The sequence below is a fragment of the Shewanella submarina genome, from assembly GCF_042646185.1.
Classification (GTDB): domain Bacteria; phylum Pseudomonadota; class Gammaproteobacteria; order Enterobacterales; family Shewanellaceae; genus Shewanella; species Shewanella corallii.
Genome location: NZ_JBHRTD010000006.1, coordinates 421,910 through 439,134, shown reverse-complemented (window position 1 = coordinate 439,134; position 17,225 = coordinate 421,910). Strand labels below are relative to the sequence as shown.

14 protein-coding genes are annotated in these 17,225 nt (G+C 49.8%); 5 read left to right on the top strand and 9 right to left on the bottom strand.

The genetic code is table 11. The annotated features are described in order from the left end of the window. Window positions 1-2 precede the first annotated feature (2 nt). The 3 genes from ACFOE0_RS04945 (at window position 3) to ACFOE0_RS04935 (ending at window position 6,201) form a co-directional block, all read left to right on the top strand. Window positions 3-3,152, top strand: a complete 3,150-nt coding sequence (locus tag ACFOE0_RS04945) for an efflux RND transporter permease subunit (RefSeq protein ID WP_248935201.1) — start codon at window positions 3-5, stop codon at window positions 3,150-3,152. 121 nt (window positions 3,153-3,273) lie between these two features. Next, on the top strand, window positions 3,274-3,876 hold the full coding sequence (locus tag ACFOE0_RS04940) for a TatD family nuclease-associated radical SAM protein (RefSeq protein ID WP_248935202.1): 603 nt from the start codon (window positions 3,274-3,276) through the stop codon (window positions 3,874-3,876). Window positions 3,877-3,975: 99 nt separating this feature from the next. Next, complete coding sequence (locus ACFOE0_RS04935) at window positions 3,976-6,201, top strand: PAS domain-containing protein (RefSeq protein WP_248935203.1); 2,226 nt, start codon at window positions 3,976-3,978, stop codon at window positions 6,199-6,201. Here ACFOE0_RS04935 and ACFOE0_RS04930 read toward each other — a convergent pair. From ACFOE0_RS04930 to ACFOE0_RS04920, 3 genes are all read right to left on the bottom strand, one after another. Beyond that, entirely contained in the window at window positions 6,185-7,654 is a 1,470-nt protein-coding gene (locus ACFOE0_RS04930) for a hypothetical protein (RefSeq protein ID WP_248935204.1), read from the bottom strand. The genes ACFOE0_RS04935 and ACFOE0_RS04930 overlap by 17 nt on opposite strands. An 85-nt stretch (window positions 7,655-7,739) precedes the next feature. Further along, window positions 7,740-8,228, bottom strand: coding sequence for a hypothetical protein (locus ACFOE0_RS04925; protein WP_248935205.1), 489 nt, complete (start codon window positions 8,226-8,228; stop codon window positions 7,740-7,742). A gap of 22 nt (window positions 8,229-8,250) precedes the next feature. Beyond that, on the bottom strand, window positions 8,251-9,009 hold the full coding sequence (locus ACFOE0_RS04920) for a winged helix-turn-helix domain-containing protein (protein WP_248935206.1): 759 nt from the start codon (window positions 9,007-9,009) through the stop codon (window positions 8,251-8,253). Window positions 9,010-9,447: 438 nt separating this feature from the next. Between ACFOE0_RS04920 and ACFOE0_RS04915 the strand changes: the two genes are divergently transcribed. Both ACFOE0_RS04915 and ACFOE0_RS04910 read left to right on the top strand, forming a co-directional pair. Further along, window positions 9,448-10,266 carry a cytochrome C gene (locus tag ACFOE0_RS04915; protein WP_248935207.1) on the top strand — a complete coding sequence of 273 codons (819 nt, stop codon included), beginning with the start codon at window positions 9,448-9,450 and terminating at the stop codon, window positions 10,264-10,266. A 9-nt stretch (window positions 10,267-10,275) separates the two neighbouring features. Next, window positions 10,276-10,776, top strand: coding sequence for a hypothetical protein (locus ACFOE0_RS04910; protein WP_248935208.1), 501 nt, complete (start codon window positions 10,276-10,278; stop codon window positions 10,774-10,776). A gap of 68 nt (window positions 10,777-10,844) precedes the next feature. Here ACFOE0_RS04910 and ACFOE0_RS04905 read toward each other — a convergent pair whose 3' ends face one another. The 6 genes from ACFOE0_RS04905 to ACFOE0_RS04880 form a co-directional block, all read right to left on the bottom strand. Beyond that, complete coding sequence (locus ACFOE0_RS04905) at window positions 10,845-11,384, bottom strand: hypothetical protein (RefSeq protein ID WP_248935209.1); 540 nt, start codon at window positions 11,382-11,384, stop codon at window positions 10,845-10,847. Beyond that, entirely contained in the window at window positions 11,374-12,120 is a 747-nt protein-coding gene (locus tag ACFOE0_RS04900; RefSeq protein ID WP_248935210.1) for a winged helix-turn-helix domain-containing protein, read from the bottom strand. Before ACFOE0_RS04900 ends, ACFOE0_RS04905 begins: the two co-directional genes overlap by 11 nt. A 245-nt stretch (window positions 12,121-12,365) precedes the next feature. Then, window positions 12,366-13,748 carry a sodium:proton antiporter NhaD gene (nhaD, locus tag ACFOE0_RS04895; RefSeq protein ID WP_248935211.1) on the bottom strand — a complete coding sequence of 461 codons (1,383 nt, stop codon included), beginning with the start codon at window positions 13,746-13,748 and terminating at the stop codon, window positions 12,366-12,368. Between the two features lie 86 nt (window positions 13,749-13,834). Next, entirely contained in the window at window positions 13,835-14,590 is a 756-nt protein-coding gene (locus tag ACFOE0_RS04890; protein ID WP_248935212.1) for a DUF481 domain-containing protein, read from the bottom strand. A 165-nt stretch (window positions 14,591-14,755) separates the two neighbouring features. Next, window positions 14,756-15,823: a class II fructose-bisphosphate aldolase gene (gene fba, locus ACFOE0_RS04885; protein ID WP_115135932.1), complete on the bottom strand. Its 1,068-nt coding sequence runs from the start codon at window positions 15,821-15,823 to the stop codon at window positions 14,756-14,758. A gap of 163 nt (window positions 15,824-15,986) precedes the next feature. After that, entirely contained in the window at window positions 15,987-17,162 is a 1,176-nt protein-coding gene (locus ACFOE0_RS04880) for a phosphoglycerate kinase (RefSeq protein WP_248935213.1), read from the bottom strand. Between the last annotated feature and the right edge of the window lie 63 nt (window positions 17,163-17,225).

Genomic DNA, 17,225 nt, shown 5'->3' with positions numbered 1-17,225 from the left:
TTATGCAGTTTGATACTTCCAAAGGGATCATCGCCTGGTTCGCCCGCAACAACGTTGCGGCTAACCTGTTGATGATTATCCTGCTGTTGGGTGGCCTGGTCAGCGCATTTACTATCAACAAGAAAGTCTTCCCCAGTTTTGACCTTAATTACCTCCAGGTTTCGGTTGCCTATCCGGGAGCTGCTCCACAGGAGATTGAGGAGGGCATCAATATCAAAATTGAAGAGGCTATCGAGGATATTTCTGGTATTGAAAGGATCACCTCAATCGCTTCAGATGGTTTCGGCAGAGTTACAATTCAAGTTGATGAAGATTACGAAGTGCTCGATGTGCTTGATGAAGTAAAACTACGCATTGATGCGATTGCTACCTTCCCTGCCAATATCGAAAAACCCGATATCTTCCAGATAAACCCAGAGCAAAGCGTACTTTGGATATCTATTTATGGGGATATGACACTTGCCGAGATGAAAGAGTTCGCCAAAACCATCAGGGATGAGGTGACTTCTTTGCCGGCGGTTACCCGCGCCGATGTAGCTGGAACCCGAGACTATGAAATCGGGATTGAACTGTCTGAAGACAAATTGAGGGAGTATGGCCTGACCTTCTCTCAGGTGGCTCAGGCGGTACAAAGTTCATCGATTGACCTGCCGGGCGGCTCCATCCGCGCTGAAGATGGTGACATTCTGCTGCGTACCAAGGGGCAAGCTTATACGGGGGAAGATTTCGCCAATATTGTCGTTAGCACCCGACCCGATGGCAGTCGAATTATGCTCCCGCAAGTGGCACAAATAAACGATGGCTTTGAGGAACGTCTAGCCTATACACGTTTCAACTCCAAACCTGCCGCACTGGTAGAAATTAAGAGTGTCGACGACCAGGATGCTCTTGCTATCTCAGAGCAGGTGAACAGCTATATAGAGCAACGCCGTGAAACTCTGCCTGCTGGCGTAGAGCTTGATACCTGGGGAGATACTACTCACTACCTCGAAGGCCGCCTGAATATGATGCTGTCCAACATGCTCACGGGGGCACTGTTAGTATTCCTTATACTGGCACTCTTCCTTGATCTGAAACTGGCGTTCTGGGTGATGATGGGGCTACCGGTCTGCTTCCTGGGCACTCTATTAGTGATGCCACTGGAGCCTTTCAGCCTGAGTATTAACCTGTTGACGCTGTTTGCCTTCATTCTTGTGTTGGGGATAGTAGTAGACGACGCCATTGTGATAGGTGAAAGTGCGTACAGTGAAGTGGAAAGGGAAGGCCACTCCATAGACAATGTGATCCTTGGCGCCAAACGGGTTGCCATGCCAGCCACATTCGGCGTATTGACCACTATCGCCGCCTTCACTCCTATGCTGATGGTATCAGGCCCTCAGGGAGTTATCTGGCAATCCATTGGTGCTGTCGTAGTTCTGTGTCTGGCATTTTCCTTGGTGGAATCCAAGTTGATCTTGCCCGCCCACCTGGCTCATATGAAGATGCGAAAAAAAACAGGTCGCCGCAGTTGGCCTGGCCAGAAAAAAGATGCCTTCAATGCCCGTATTCAGCACTTTATCAACCACAGCTACCGTAACTTCCTCGAGAAGGCGATTAAGCAAAGATACAACGTATTGGCGACCTTTATCGGTGTGTTGATTCTGTCTATCGCTCTGGTTGTCAGCGGTAAAGTACGATGGGTGTTCTTTCCCGACCTACCTTCTGACTTTATTCAGGTTGAACTTGAGATGGAGGATGGCAGCTCCGAGAACAATACTCTTAATGCGCTGATGGCGCTCGAAGATGCATTGTTCGTCATGAATGAGCAGATGGCGGAGGAGTATGGCGAAGAAGTAGTTAAACACAGCTTTGTCTATATGCGCTCACGCACCTCTGCCTTCGTTCTGGCGGAACTGACCAAAGGAGAAGACAGAGAAGTCGATGGTTTTGCCATTGCAGATGCCTGGCGCGAAGCACTGCCGGAACTTATGTCAGTCAAGAAACTCGATATGAACGCCAGCACCAATGATGGCGGTGGTGATATATCCTTCCGCCTGGAGTCCAATAACCTTGAACAGATCCAGCAAGCCGCCGGGGATCTGAAGTCCAAACTGGCCGACTATGAGGGTGTATTTGATATTTCAGATAACTTCTCTTCCGGCACCCAGGAGATACGCCTGGAGATCCTGCCTGAGGCGGAAGCGTTGGGGCTGACGCTGTCAGATCTGGCACGCCAGGTACGATATGGCTTCTATGGCTATGAGGCTCAACGAATTCTTCGAAACAAAGAAGAGATCAAAGTGATGGTGCGCTATCCGCTGGAACAGCGGCGAACCATAGGCCACCTGGAAAACATGATGGTGCGTACCCCATCAGGTACGGCTGTGCCCTTCCAGTCTGTTGCACGTATCGAGCTGGGTGAGTCCTTCTCTGCCATTACCCGGGTTGACGGTCGACGTGCCATTACCGTGACAGCTAATGTTAACAAGGACAAAGTGGAACCATCAAAGGTAGTTCAGGAGATTCAGGAGCAGTTCCTGCCTCGACTGTCAGCTAAATACCCAGAGATAAGTACCGAACTGGATGGCAGCAGTCAGGATGAAGCCGATGCCATGGTCGCACTGATGCAGGGCTTTATATTTACCCTGTTCGCCATCTACGCCTTGATGGCGGTACCACTCAAGTCCTACAGCCAGCCACTGATTATTATGTCGGTGATTCCGTTTGGTATGATTGGTGCGCTGTTCGGCCACTTTATTCTGGGACTGTCGCTGAATATTCTGAGCCTTTGCGGTATCGTCGCATTAGCAGGTGTAGTGGTTAATGACTCCCTGATCCTGGTGGACTTTGTTAACCGCGCCCGTAAAGAGGGACATTCTATTGCCCATGCTGCTGTAGAAGCCGGTTGCCAGCGATTCAGAGCGATTATCCTGACCTCACTTACCACCTTTGCTGGCCTGGTGCCGATCATTCTGGAGAAAAGTCTGCAGGCACAGATTGTCATCCCCATGGCAACCTCACTGGCCTTCGGCATTCTGTTCTCCACTGTGGTGACTTTGATTCTGGTACCTACTCTGTACCTAATCCTGGATGATATCCGCAGAACCGGCCGCAAGATCTTTAATCTCTGGTGGCATGGCTCCACTGCAGACAAGGTTGAACCCAGCGTTTGATCAGTAAAAGTGAAAAGGCCGCATTTGCGGCCTTTTTTATCTCTGTATTTTGCGAGCTCTGCGGCAGTGATAAACAGATGTTCCGGATACACTTGCCCAAAGATCTCAATAACAGCACGACATGAATTCTTCGACACTGGTTTATGACATCCGCAACAGCCGTTACCTGAATATCACCGGCCGCTGCACCCTGAGATGCGTTTTTTGCCCAAAGCAACAGGGCTCAACTCAGGTGCATGAATACCAACTCAAGCTGGATACCCAGCCCTCGGCTGACGACATCATCCCCCTGCTTGGAGACGTTACTCAATTTGATGAGTATGTTTTTTGTGGTTATGGCGAGCCTACCCTGAATCTGGAGACCTTGCTGGTAGTGGCCAAAGAGATAAAAAACAGAGGTGGCAGAGTCAGGGTCAACACAGATGGGCTGGGAAATCTGTTCCATAGACGCAATATTTTGCCGGAGTTGGCAAACTGCGTTGATAGCTTGTCTATCTCCCTGAATACCCAGAACGAAACTGTATACCAGACTCACTGCCAGCCGAAGTTGAAGCACTCCTGGCAGGCGGTAAATGAGTTTATTCAGCTGGCGCCGCAATTTATAGACAAAGTTCAGGTGTCTGCCATCGACGGTTTGGAGGGAGTGGATATTCAGGCCTGCCGTGCACTGGTGGAAACTGCGGGCTGTGAATTCAAACACAGAACTTTGGATATTGTGGGTTGAATCAGGCTCCAATGACCCGGGTTGGACTTTTGTAGCAGCAGAGCGCAAGTCGCTGAAATCGTGTTAACATGTCGCCAGAATTTTGTGAGTCTGCCTAACATGCTGAAACGAAACCTAGCGCCTGCATCCAATCAATCTATGCTGCTGCCCTCACAGGGCCCGAGATGGTCCAGACAACGTCTGCTGGGGATCAGCGCCCAGCTTGCCATGTTGCTGCTCCTGGCGGTGCTTTTTACCAATGTGATGATCACTCTCGGGGAGCAACGTCTGCGTCAGGACTGGGCAACCCAGAGATACAGTGAACTGCAGACCGTAGGCACCCTGCTGGCCGACAAGGTTAACTTTCAGCAATTCAGAACCCGTATTTTTGCCCGTGGCGAACTTCTGAGACAGTACCTGGAAACCCCCAGCAACACCCGTAAAGCGCAGGTCCTGGATCACTGGCATACATTGGTCCACAATATGCCGGATCTGCTCGGGGTCGCGCTGTATAACCCTTCCGGAAGGCTGGAATTTGCCAGCTCAGATATTTTTGGCGATACGAGGCTTCCAGCATCATTGCTCGGTGGCAACCGCACCATGGGCGGCAAGGATATCTATAACTCCCCGGTGGAGTTGGTTGCCAATCAAGGGCAGCTCGAACCATTTATGTATCAGCTGGCCTGGCTGGAAAACCCTGACCAGAGTGTGCGTGGCTATCTGGTGACCTACAACTCACTGTCCCGAACTCTGACCAGCGTCAGACCGGCTTTTGCCGGAAAGAACTCTCCCTTGATGCTATTTGATAACCAGGGGCTAATGTATATAGGCCCTGGCACTCATAATGATGACAAGCTACCGGCTATTCAGGGCGAATCTCTGGCTGAGACCTATCCTGAACTCTGGCAGCAGATGAGTGGCAAATACTATGGTCAGCTGCATGAGCAAGAAACCACCTATGTTTACATCAAGGTTGAATTGGCCACCCAGTATGAAACCAAACGAGAGCTCTACCTGGTTAGCTATATCAAAGATGGAGAGGTAGCGGCCAAATTTACACATTGGCGTCATATCCTGCTCACCTTCGCAGTCACCATCACCCTGGTCTCAGCGGGTGTGATAGTGCTGTTCCATTTGTACAAGCTCGAACAGAGATCAAGACTGCTCAATATTGAACTGAGTCGGGGCCTGTTCAACACGGATGCCGGCTGGATGATAGTCGGCGACAGTGGTCGCATTATCAAAGCCAACCGTGCAGCTGCTCAGGCCCTTAAGCAGGAAACCGACGCACTGGAAGACAGAAGTCTGCAATGGGCACTGCAACTGGATGATGCTACCTACCGGGAAGTCACAGCTTTGCTGAATGCCACCGCCTACTGGCAGGGAGAGGTAGACCTCAGTGGCCACGGCGGCTCAACCGTCCGTACCCGTATCCGTAAGCTGATGTTGCTGGATCAGAGAAAAGAGTACCTGCTGGTCAATATCGACAACATCACTGAGTTGACCCAAACCCGTCACGAAGCCTTCCTGTATCGCATGATGACTGAGGTAGATACGGCGCTGGCACTGACCGATGCCCAGGGTAAAATTCTCAAGATGTCCCCTGAATGCCTCAGCCTGCTGCAATTGGAAAGCGGTCAACAGTGTAACCTTGCCGACTGTCTGGATGACGAAGGGCATGGACAATGGCAACGTATCACGGAACAACTCAATGCGCAGGGTTTCTGGCGAGGACAGATCTCATGTAACCACAGAGGCAGTGGTGACGCAGGGCTGCAAGCCAGCCTGAAAGCGATCGTCAATCATGAAGGCGAGGTGGAGTATGTGGCCTGCAGCTTCAATGAGTGCTCACAAAAGGGTCTGGCCACAGACAGTACCCTGCCTCATCGCTCTACCGTGCTGGTTAATCATTCCAACCTGATGCGCTATTACGAGTCTCTCGCTGTAGAAGCCCGTGACAGCGCCAGTGTTATGTTGTTGGATGTGACCCCATCGAGAATGTTGAGCCATATGAGTGATATCGGTCAGCTTGAGCAAAGAGCCAACCAGATAGAAATTCAGTTGTTGAGGGAGCTACCAAGAAACTATCAGATGTCCCATTGGCAGTTGGGTAAATTGATTGTGGTAATGCCCAATACACACCCCAACAAAGCCCATGAGTTTGCGGAGCATATTCTGCACAAGTTGGCGGACCTGGGACTGGCCGAAGGCTTGAGTATCGGAATTGCCGCCAACCAACCAGAGCAGAGTCTGCAAAACCTGCTGGACAACGCTGAAGTGGCCTTGCGCCGGGCTAAGCAGCCGGGTGAACAAAATATCTGTCAGGCCTTCACCCGTTCTCTTTAATCGTCTCACGCACAGAAGAAGCCGAACCGCCAGAGATTCGGCTTTCCATCTCCCGGCCAGTGTGTTTTGACTCTATCGACGCCACGCCGTCGGGGACTTCGCTTTGGGTGATCTCCACAATATTGGAGCGATTCATGGTGATTTTATAGCGGGCAAATCTGGGGGCTGACTTGCCCTCTTTTAAGGACACGACCACGTTAACCTGATAACGCCGCTCAGCTGACTCGTGACTGACTTTACTGTCCCTTTCCTGATACACCTTGGCCTTACCCCTTTCCAGATAACGGGCGAAGGGAACCAAGGAGAAACTCACCTGTTCCTGCAACATGTTATAGCCACTCAGGAAGGAGTCCTTCTGCACCCTGGTACTGGCACCATAGTGCAATATTTCCGCATCCACCTTGTTCTGGCGGTGACGCCGCTTGAGGATCTCATCTACCTCAGATGGCAGGTCCTGCGGGGTCATAAAATCAAGCCAAACCAATTGTCTGGCAACAGCCATACCACTGGTGGTATCCCGCAGAATACGGCTCCATCTCGGCCTTCCCCGCTGAATACGACGCCACATGGCGTTACGGATATCATCCTTGAAGACTTCGCGAAAGGCATAAATAACCGCCAGGGTAAACAGCATGGCAATGGTCAAGCCACTGAGTACGCCCTGGGCCTTCAGGATCAATGCAGATACCACCAACATGATAAGGCCGGTGGCAAACCCTGTGGTCGCTTTCTTCAACCAGGTTCCCAGGGTTTTACTTTCCTCTTTAAGCACTACACCACGCTGGATAAGACGCCTGAGCAGCAGCATCTTATTGGATATACGGTTGGCGTCCTGCACTGTGCCGGAAGAGTTGTAGTTGCGCTCAAGACGATAAGCAGACTCATTGCGACAAACAACGAAAATCTCGTCTCTCAGTTCTGTGTAACCACTTGATCTCGGACGCTCAGACATCAGCTTCAGCAGTTGTTGTTCACAAAACCAGGAGAGGTAGTTGTCGGCATTCTCGAAATAGGATTTACGCTTCTCTTCCGAAGGTTCACTGCGGCGAAACTTCTTCAACGTCGACTCAACCTGTCTGGCAAGCTCCACCACCGAAGGATAAAAAAGCTCTGCTTCATTCAGATGTTTCAGCTGTTTGGCATCATTCTCAACTGCAATCGCAAACTGGTAGGCAAACAGGTTCAGGTAAAGACGAAACTCTTCAATGGTCCGCTTGCTGAGGCTGACAAAACGACTTTGCACCAAGGGGATATGCAAGCCTTCAGAATAATAGGAACGACGGCCCAGAATACCACTGTGAAAGTACTCCTGCTCATCGAAACTTTTAGGGTTAATCCCCATCTCGTTAGGCAGGGAGAAGTAGAGGTCGACGCGACAATTGGCGTTGACTTCAAGCAGGTGAGTAAACTTAATGGAAAGCGCTTCTTCCTGTTTTATTTCAATACTCGACACGTTTCCACACCCCCAAATACTGCAAGTTTCAGCGCTGCATAAGCTTACTCTGAATCATCACCCGGTTAAATGGGGCCAGCGATGCTTATTGCATCAATCGACATCCACACACGGTATTGCTGGGCTGGAACAGCACAATGGCATAGTCATTGGTATCGTCTTGCTCGAGTACTTCAATGCTCAGATTGTGATTGCCATAGGCATTAAGATTCAGGCTGCTGATGTAGGAGATATATTTCATATGCGATGGCTGAAGCGTTTCCATCACTGAAGCAGACTCCTGTTTTTTATGCATATTTAAAGTATAGAGGCGATTATCGGAGGACACAGATTTTAATTCTCCTGTCATGGCGATACTGCCCAGATTGGCTCCTTGAGTATCAAAGTAGCGATAATTAAGCTGAACGCCCCTGCCCTGCATAATCAGGTCAACCAGTAAATAAGTCTCATACCCTGAGTCATCACTGCGATCAAATAACTCAGACGAGCAACTCATCATAACCGGATTGCTCTTGTTCTGAGTCAAATGCCAAATCACACCAAGACAGACCAACAAACAAGTCAGAATCGACATATTTACTAACCACAAACGCTTTTTAGTCACAAATACCTACCCGATCCAACCAGGACAGACTGACAAATTCTTTAGGGTTTCTGGGGTCAGATATTTTCAGGTTTCTAACCTCTGACAACCCCAGTTTCATCCCTCTCATAGTGATATTGAGTACCTGACCATCATGGGAGAGAGAGACATAAACATGTTGCCAACGGCTGCTTCGGCATTGTCTCAGAGCCTCAGCCAGAACCTGAGCCTGTTGCTGTAGCAACTTATTGTTGGTTTTGGACTTGGCGTACAGTGACAGGTGAACCATCTGACCAAATTGCGGCTGTACCTGATAGCTTTGTAGCAAAGTCGAGGCGGAGGGAGTATGGGGTGGCGGCGCAAATAAAAATCTGTGTAATGCCCACAGCGACAGTAATAAGAAAGCTAAGCCAACAAGGGAACCGGCAATAGTATAGAGACGCTTGCTATGCTCTGTCGAAACCTGAGGGCTGCTTTTGGGTTGAGGCAGCAACAGGTACCCCTGTCCTTTTACCGTTTCAATAAGATACTCATGTTGTGGTCCCAGAAAACTGCGCAGCATAAACACTGCTCTGGCCACCGAAGGTTCACTCAGCACAGGACCTTCACCCTGGCCTTCTCTTAACGCCTGCTTGGCAACCAACTGCCCTCTGTTAGTCACGAGCAGTCTCAGCACCTGCAGTTCGGCCCGGGGAAGATGCCACTCTTCTCCGGTATCCGTGTTAACCAGAGTGCCTTCACTATCTCTAAATCGGCAGCCGCCTACAAACATCCATTTTTACCTTATTTTCATAAAGATAGCTTCAAAAAATCTAATGAAAGACCTCATCATCAGTGTAGGCAGGCATTGATAAAAGGACTGTGATCCGGGTTGAGATACTGTGCGATGACCAGATAAAAAAACCGCCACCTTTTATTAAGTTGAGAATTTGATCACTTTCTTTAACCAAACTCAAAGCCCCCACAAATAGATATGAATTTACATAAATAAAACAAATAGAGTGATCCCCACCACTCCGTTACCGTCAACAACGATTAGAACACCAACACACAACCTACAAAGCAGGTTAACTGCAGGGCAAAATTCATCCGTCCCGGCAGATGATTTTCAAGCCACATAGATCACATTCTTCCCGGTTCACCGCCATACACTGAAACCAAGAACGGCCGCTTCTCTTATTCAAGGCCGGGAAGAAAAAGGATGGATACAATGAAAATGAACAGACGCGACGCACTTCACCGCATAGTAGGAATAAGCTCAGTAGCAGCCGGTGCAACCTTGATGGGAGGCACTGCTATGGCCGCTGGTATGGATACTGGGTATAAGTTACAGCCCAAAGAGAAGCTTAAGTATGTTCCTCTGGACCCTATGGCGACCGCCAAGCTTGCCTATGAAAGCGGTAATGGTTGCATGTTCCAGGTGTTCCACTCTGTCGTTACCATGCTGGCCCGCTCGGAAAGTGTCGATGCCGAAAAATTTGCGTCCATTCCTACCGCATTGGCCGCTTACGGCTTTGCCGGTGTTGTCGGTCAGGGCACTATCTGCGGTAACCTCAATGCCATAGGTATGCTGGTTAACATCCTTGATGATATCAATGGCCAGAACAGTGCCGTCGTTGATGCAACATTCCGCTACTATGAACATGAAAACCTGCCCTGGTCCAACAAAGAATTTGTTGATGGTATTGGCTCAACCGAGGAGAAAACCGCTTTGGTGGGTTCATCATCCGTGGCCAACAGCATACTGTGTCACTCCTCCATCAGTAACTGGTCCAGAGAGTCCGGCTTACCCTTCGTGAAAAAAGGGGAGCGTTGTTACCGACTGTCCGCCACTATGGCCTACGTGCTGGTAGAACTACTCAATAAGGCCTACGAGGGACAAAAAATCACTGAGTTGGATGGCACCACCGTGTCTGAACTCACCAAGCAGTGCCAGATGTGTCATAACGCGAGTGAGCCAATGACACCAGCAGCCAGTGTTAAAACCAATATGGAATGTAAAACCTGTCATACAGGCCATTTCTTCTAAGGGGGCAGCATGAAATATCTTTGTACTGCAGCCATTCTGGCATCACTGACCCTGGTCGCTGGCTGCGATGACGATGATGACGAGCCAGTTGAACCACCGCTAAAGGTTGCCAATATAGATACTGCTGCCAGCTTCGAGTTGGTGATGAAGAACTTTGATGGCCCCAGCGGTGAACTGGGATTCACTCTGGTCAACGATGAAGGTGTACGCCTCAATGGCGCAGCGTCATACACTATCCACTACCTGGGAATGCCAGCAGAGCCCTCGGTAAAACCCAAATCGTGGAAGAAGTGGCACACCATCAGTACCTTCAGCTGCCAGGCTGGCCAGACAGACCAGTGTCAGGGAGTACTGGATGCTCTCGATGATGAAGGCAACTACAGATTTATTGCAGACGGACTGAACTGGGATAAGTCTGCGGCAAATGGTGCTGTAGGTGTGTATAAAGTCGCGGTGGAAATTCACGGCGCATTGGCAAGCAATCCAGTTGAGTTTTACACAGCGGAATAACCTTGCAGGGAAAGCTGCTTTGCAGCAAAACAACAAAGGCGCCACTGGCGCCTTTGTTGTTTTGGAAATTAATCAGCCTGGATATCGCAGGCCCAGATATTGTTTCCAGGATTAAAGTTCAGGATTGCAAACCCCTGCTTAAGGTCCATTTCCGACATACTTAAAGAGAAGGTCATTCCCTGATTAACCCGCTCAAGAAAATCCAGATTGTGCTCGAGAATTTTTTGCAAATAGTAAGGCCGCTCATCGACTGAATCGTCGCTCACCACCTCACCTCTGGTCACTCTGATATGCAGGGTTAGCGAGGAAACTTCAAAGTCAGTAATCTCACCATACATGCGAATACTGCCCTGATACTGTTTATCCTGGAAATAGTCATAGCTGACAACTGCTTCGCCATCTTTACTGCGCACATACAGTCTAACTGAGCGTTCGGTATCATCCCCCTTCCCCTGCTTATACAGGGCAGCACGGCAGGTAAGGTTCCAATCTTCTTTCTTATCAGCGATACCATGTAATCCAAATACCACCAACAATATGGTTAACATCATTACAGCAAGCGGCCAGATTTTAACGCCCTTGCGATCAAGCAGGGGACTAACGTTCACATACCCCTGCCTTTTCCAGCCAGGCTGGATTGATAAAACTGATATTCACGTCTGTAGCAAACACTTTGATATTTTCATACTGGGGAACACCGGCGACACGTTTCAACAGCAGTATGTTGAACATGCTGTCGTCGCCGGAAAATGATACAGAGACCTCATCCCAGGACACTCTGTTGCACTGCTTAAGCTGATCGATAAAGAAAGACACCTGCCCTTCCCTGTCTTTCCTGCCTGCAATACGGGGAACCGGATAGACATGAACCGGTATCAGTTCACCACTTTGCAAGTTCACCTGATGGGTGTAATAGCCTTCTATATTCTTCGGTGTATCCACCTCGGAGTAGAGCCAGAATACCATCACCAGAATGACTGCAGTCAGTAAACTGTAGAGCAAAATTGACATAGCCTGGTTGGGAGAGTCTGTCAGGCTTGAGCTGTTATGCTTAAGTTTGCTGTGCAACATATAGCCCTGATCGGCAACCGTCTCCAGCAAAGGCGCATACTTATCCCCCAAAAAACTTTTCAGCTTATGGATGATATCGATCAATTCCAGCTCAGGGTTTTCATGCTGTTCCAGCACAGACAAGAGTGCCTGCCTGGATACCACCTTGTTCTGGCAGGTCACCAGCAAATCAAGCACATTGAACTCGTCGTCTGTTAAAGACAGCACTTGCCCATCGGTCCGGCCGACCAACTGTCGTTTTGCTGTGTCGAACCAACAGCCGCCAATCTGCATTGAAATACTAGCTCCAGATAACATTCAGGAGCATAGTATAGCGAGCAAAACAAAGAGTCTGGTACAGTCAGTGGCGGAACCGTGAACAAGCCGACAAAATTTCTTATTTGCGATTCAACAACCTACATATTAAGCCGATTTAATATGTAGCCCCCTATTCATCAACCCTTTAATAATCAATAAGTTAAATAACAAACAAAAACTCAGAATAATTAAACACCAAAATCACTAAAATCCGGTCATTTCTACATATTCAACCAAATATGGAAGCCGATACTGGCGAAGTACCCCAGCATAATGGCCGGTGTCCATTTCAGGTGAGCACTGAAAGTGTAAATCCCCCTTGCCTGTCCCATTAATGCCACACCGGCGGCACTACCAATAGAGAGCAAACTGCCTCCAACACCCGCAGTCAGAGTCACCAACAACCACTGCCCCAAATCCATCTCCGGCTGCATGGTCAGCACCGCATACATCACGGGGATATTGTCCACCACAGCTGACAGGATACCCACGGCAATATTGGCCAGAGTGGTGTCCCATACCTGATAAATCAGCTCAGAGGCCACCGCCAGATAGCCCATAATCGACAGACCACCGATACAAAGCATCAGACCATAGAAGAACAACATGGTGTCCCACTCCACCTGAGAGATTCGACTGAAGATATCGAAGGGCTGACGACCACTCAGATAGGCAATCTGGGCATCATCTTTATTGGCTTTGGCGGCTTTCATCTTAAGAGCGATGGAACGGGGGAAGCTGCGGCGCAGGAAATAACCGAAAAACTGCAACAACCCCAAACCTATCATCATGCCCAACACAGGTGGCATCCCCAGCACTGAGTGAGCACTGACAGCGCAGGTAATGGTGATCAGAAATAGGGCAACAATGCGAAGAGCACCACGTTTAAGGATCACTTGCTCCTTTTCCACTGCAGGTTTGGCATTACCAATAAACAGGCTCATGAGCACAGCGGGTACCAGATAGTTAACCGCTGACGGCACAAACAGAGCAAAAAACTGAGTAAACTCAACCATCCCTTTTTGCCACACCATCAAAGTGGTGATATCGCCAAAGGGACTAAAGGCACCGCCAGCGTTGGCGGCCACCACAATATTGGTACAGGCGATAGCGATAAATTTAGGCTGCCCCTGCCCCAGCTTGGTTACAACAGCGCACATCAACAAGGCAGTCGTGAGGTTATCCGCCACAGGAGAAATAAAGAAGGACATGACCCCGGTCAGCCAGAATACCTGGCGAAGACTCAAGCCTTTGTTCACTATCCACACCCTCAGCGCATCAAACAGTCCCCGCTCTTCCATGGCGCTGATATAAGTCATGGCCACCATCAGAAACAAAAACAGTTCCGTATATTCAAGCAAACTGTGCCTGAATGCAGCCTCTGCCGTCGCAGACAAACCCGCGGATGAATAGGACAAGGCCACCACCACCCAGATAATGCCTGCAGCCAGCAGCACAGGTTTAGATTTTTGCAGGTGCAGAGACTCTTCGGCTATGACCAGCACATAGGCCAGCACAAACACCACAAGAGCACAGATCCCAGCGACGGAGGAGGTTAAATCAATAGTGGCCAGGGTTGAAGCCTGGGCAAGGGCGACGGACATAAACGACTCACTTCTACAGCAGGTGGCCGACTACATGACTGGCCTGACTAAAAAAATGCCCCGACTTATCAGACGGGGCATTTGGATTAAAACGCGTACAACAAGGTCATATTGGTTTCAGTATCCGTGGACTTTTTCCCATCCAGCGGCTTTTCATCATAACGAACCACGAATGACAGTTTCATCGCCAGCGCGCCGATAATATTGGCAGTCAGCGAGGTTTCAGAGCGAGCCAGCAGTTTATCGCCATAGTCGGCTACAAACCTTTGCTTGAAGGTAGAGTTTTCACTGATCTTGCTCTCGAAGTTAACCACACCATGAGCCACTACGCTGTCCTCTGAGCTAACGCCCTGCAATGCAGCTTCTTCATTTGTCAGCTTTTGGTATAAGTAACCAGGACCCACTTCCAAATCCAGGAAGGTCGCTTCGGTCTCATAGGCACGATAGCCATAACCGGCGGACGCGGTCAGGGTATAGTCATAACCAGTCGAAGGGTCACGGTAGTAGTTGGCGTTGGCAAAAGTATAATTGCGAGCATCAAAACGGTAATTGCCCTGGAACCCCGCCTGATAACTTTCGTTTTCAGTGGTACTGCCATCGTCACTGTCGGTGTTCTCATTATAAAGAGCTTCCAACAGATAGTTGTTTTCCCAGTTGCCCAGCTCATGCTTCATGCTCAGACGAGCCTTGATGGAGGAGCTTTCGCTGTTACCTGTGGTCAGAGTGCCACCCAGCTCAGCTTCACCGGCGAAGGTTTTGTCACCTTCAACAAAGTCCGCTCCCGCCAGGGCTGAAAAAGGCAAAACTGCTGTGATTGCCAGCACACTCAGTAATTTATTCATCGGACATCTACTCCTGTATGGAATTCTCCCAAAAAAGTGCCGAAAAATATTAACATTGAAGCAACGATTTAGCCATCTTAGCATCGGAAAACCGTCAGGTTTATTGGCATTTAGTTGTAGAAAAGCCCGCATAAGCGGGCTCTTTAGTATGGAACCTTTGGAATATTAGAAATTCACTTTTGGATCCAGTTCACCAGTCTGGTAACGCTTGTACATGGCTTGCAGTGACATAGGCTTGATCTTGGACGCCATACCGGCACAGCCAAATGCTTCGTAACGTTCGGTACAAACGTCAGCCATAGCAACCATGGATGCCTGCAGGAACTTACGAGGATCAAACTCACTTGGGTTTTCAGCCAGGAACTTACGTACCGCACCGGTAGAAGCCAGACGCAGGTCGGTATCGATGTTAACCTTACGCACGCCGTGCTTGATACCTTCAACGATCTCTTCCAGTGGCACACCATAGGTTTCAGGAATAGCGCCGCCGTACTCGTTAATGATCTGCAGCCACTCCTGAGGTACAGAAGAACTACCGTGCATCACCAGGTGAGTGTTAGGAATACGGGCGTGGATCTCTTTAATGCGGTCGATACGCAGTACATCACCGGTAGGCTTGCGGCTGAACTTATAAGCACCATGGCTGGTACCGATTGCGATTGCCAGCGCATCAACATGGGTATCAGCAACAAAGCGTGCCGCTTCTTCCGGGCTGGTCAGCATCTGGTCATGGCTCAGTACACCTTCAGCGCCGATACCATCTTCTTCGCCGGCCATACCGGTTTCCAGGCTACCCAGACAGCCAATTTCACCTTCAACAGATACACCACAGGCGTGGGCAAATGCTACTGTCTTACGGGTAACATCTACGTTGTAGTCGTAAGAAGCTGGCGTCTTGCCGTCATCCATCAAAGAGCCGTCCATCATCACTGAGCTCATGCCCAGCTGGATAGAGCGCTGACATACATCAGGGTGAGTACCGTGATCCTGGTGAATACACACAGGGATATCCGGATACTGCTCCAGCGCCGCATTCATCAGGTACTTAAGGAACTGAGGACGGGCATACTTACGGGCACCGGCAGACGCCTGCACGATAACCGGGCTGTCTGTTGCTTCTGCAGCCTGCATAATAGCGCGCATCTGCTCCAGATTGTTAACGTTGAACGCAGGTACTCCGTAACCGTGCTCTGCAGCATGGTCAAGCAGCTGACGCAGTGAAATTAAAGCCATAACTTTTTTGCTCCAATATATAGGGTGAAGTCACTCACCGAGGTCTCTATCTTGGTTCTATTTTTATTCTGTCAGGCCGAAGCCTGACAGGAGGATGCTTGTATTTATTATTGTGGAATCTATTTCAATGCTTGTCGAAATAGTCGGGTGTTCCACTTAATTATCAGGCGCCGCGGGCTTCCAGCATGGCAACGGCAGGCAGCTCTTTACCTTCCAGGAATTCCAGGAAAGCACCACCACCGGTAGAGATGTAAGACACCTTATCGGCAATGCCATACTTATCTACTGCCGCCAGAGTGTCACCACCACCGGCGATAGAGAAGGCGCTGGAATCTGCAATCGCCTGGGCGATACGCTTGGTACCTTCACCGAACTGGTCAAATTCGAACACACCTACAGGGCCATTCCATACAATGGTGCCCGCTTTGGCGATGATGTCAGCCAGTACCTGCGCACTGTCAGGACCGATATCGAAGATCATATCATCGCTGTCCACCTGAGTAACCGGCTTAAGCACAGCTTCAGCCGCAGGACTGAACTCTTTGCCTACAACGACATCAGTTGGCACAGGAATGCTGCCGCCGCGACTCTGGGCGTTAGCCACCAGGCGCTTGGCTTCATCTACCAGATCAGCTTCAAACAGAGATTTACCCACGCCATGACCATCGGCCGCGATAAAGGTGTTGGCAATACCACCACCCACAACCAGCTGGTCAACAATGCCAGATAAACTTTCCAGCACAGTCAGCTTGGTCGATACTTTAGAGCCGCCAACAATGGCCACCATAGGACGGGCAGGGTTATCCAGTGCCTTACCCAGAGCATCCAGTTCAGCCGCCAGCAAAGGACCTGCGCAGGCCACAGATGCGTACATACCAACACCATGGGTTGATGCCTGGGCGCGGTGAGCCGTACCAAAGGCATCCATCACGTACACGTCACACAGGGCCGCCATCTTTCTGGACAGGGCTTCGTCATTCTTTTTCTCGCCCTTGTTGAAGCGTACGTTTTCGAACACCACAACTTCGCCAATATTGGCCTGGACTCCGTCCAGATAGTCAGTTTCCAGACGTACCGGACAGTCAAGCGCTTTGGTCAGATAGTCAACTACCGGCTGCATGGAGAAGGCTGCATCATATTCGCCTTCGGTAGGACGCCCCAGGTGAGACATCACCATCACTGCTGCGCCCTTTTCCAGCGCCAGTTTAATGGTTGGCAGCGACGCGCGCAGACGGGCATCACTGGTCACCACACCATCTTTTACAGGTACGTTCAGATCTTCGCGGATAAGCACGCGCTTACCGGCAAGATCCAGATCTGACATCTTGATAATCGCCATTTGGGATTTCCTCAAACACTGTTAAAAAACAAAAAAAGACTGCCGCCTGAGCGACAGCCGGAA

What these genes read in the sequence shown, in the direction of transcription:
- ACFOE0_RS04945 (WP_248935201.1), top strand. Translation starts at nt 3, where the DNA reads ATGCAGTTTGATACTTCCAAAGGGATCATCGCCTGGTTCGCCCGCAAC.
- ACFOE0_RS04940 (WP_248935202.1), top strand. Translation starts at nt 3,274, where the DNA reads ATGAATTCTTCGACACTGGTTTATGACATCCGCAACAGCCGTTACCTG.
- ACFOE0_RS04935 (WP_248935203.1), top strand. Translation starts at nt 3,976, where the DNA reads ATGCTGAAACGAAACCTAGCGCCTGCATCCAATCAATCTATGCTGCTG.
- ACFOE0_RS04925 (WP_248935205.1), bottom strand. Translation starts at nt 8,228, where the DNA reads ATGTCGATTCTGACTTGTTTGTTGGTCTGTCTTGGTGTGATTTGGCAT.
- ACFOE0_RS04920 (WP_248935206.1), bottom strand. Translation starts at nt 9,009, where the DNA reads ATGTTTGTAGGCGGCTGCCGATTTAGAGATAGTGAAGGCACTCTGGTT.
- ACFOE0_RS04915 (WP_248935207.1), top strand. Translation starts at nt 9,448, where the DNA reads ATGAAAATGAACAGACGCGACGCACTTCACCGCATAGTAGGAATAAGC.
- ACFOE0_RS04910 (WP_248935208.1), top strand. Translation starts at nt 10,276, where the DNA reads ATGAAATATCTTTGTACTGCAGCCATTCTGGCATCACTGACCCTGGTC.
- ACFOE0_RS04900 (WP_248935210.1), bottom strand. Translation starts at nt 12,120, where the DNA reads ATGCAGATTGGCGGCTGTTGGTTCGACACAGCAAAACGACAGTTGGTC.
- nhaD (WP_248935211.1), bottom strand. Translation starts at nt 13,748, where the DNA reads ATGTCCGTCGCCCTTGCCCAGGCTTCAACCCTGGCCACTATTGATTTA.
- ACFOE0_RS04890 (WP_248935212.1), bottom strand. Translation starts at nt 14,590, where the DNA reads ATGAATAAATTACTGAGTGTGCTGGCAATCACAGCAGTTTTGCCTTTT.
- fba (WP_115135932.1), bottom strand. Translation starts at nt 15,823, where the DNA reads ATGGCTTTAATTTCACTGCGTCAGCTGCTTGACCATGCTGCAGAGCAC.
- ACFOE0_RS04880 (WP_248935213.1), bottom strand. Translation starts at nt 17,162, where the DNA reads ATGGCGATTATCAAGATGTCAGATCTGGATCTTGCCGGTAAGCGCGTG.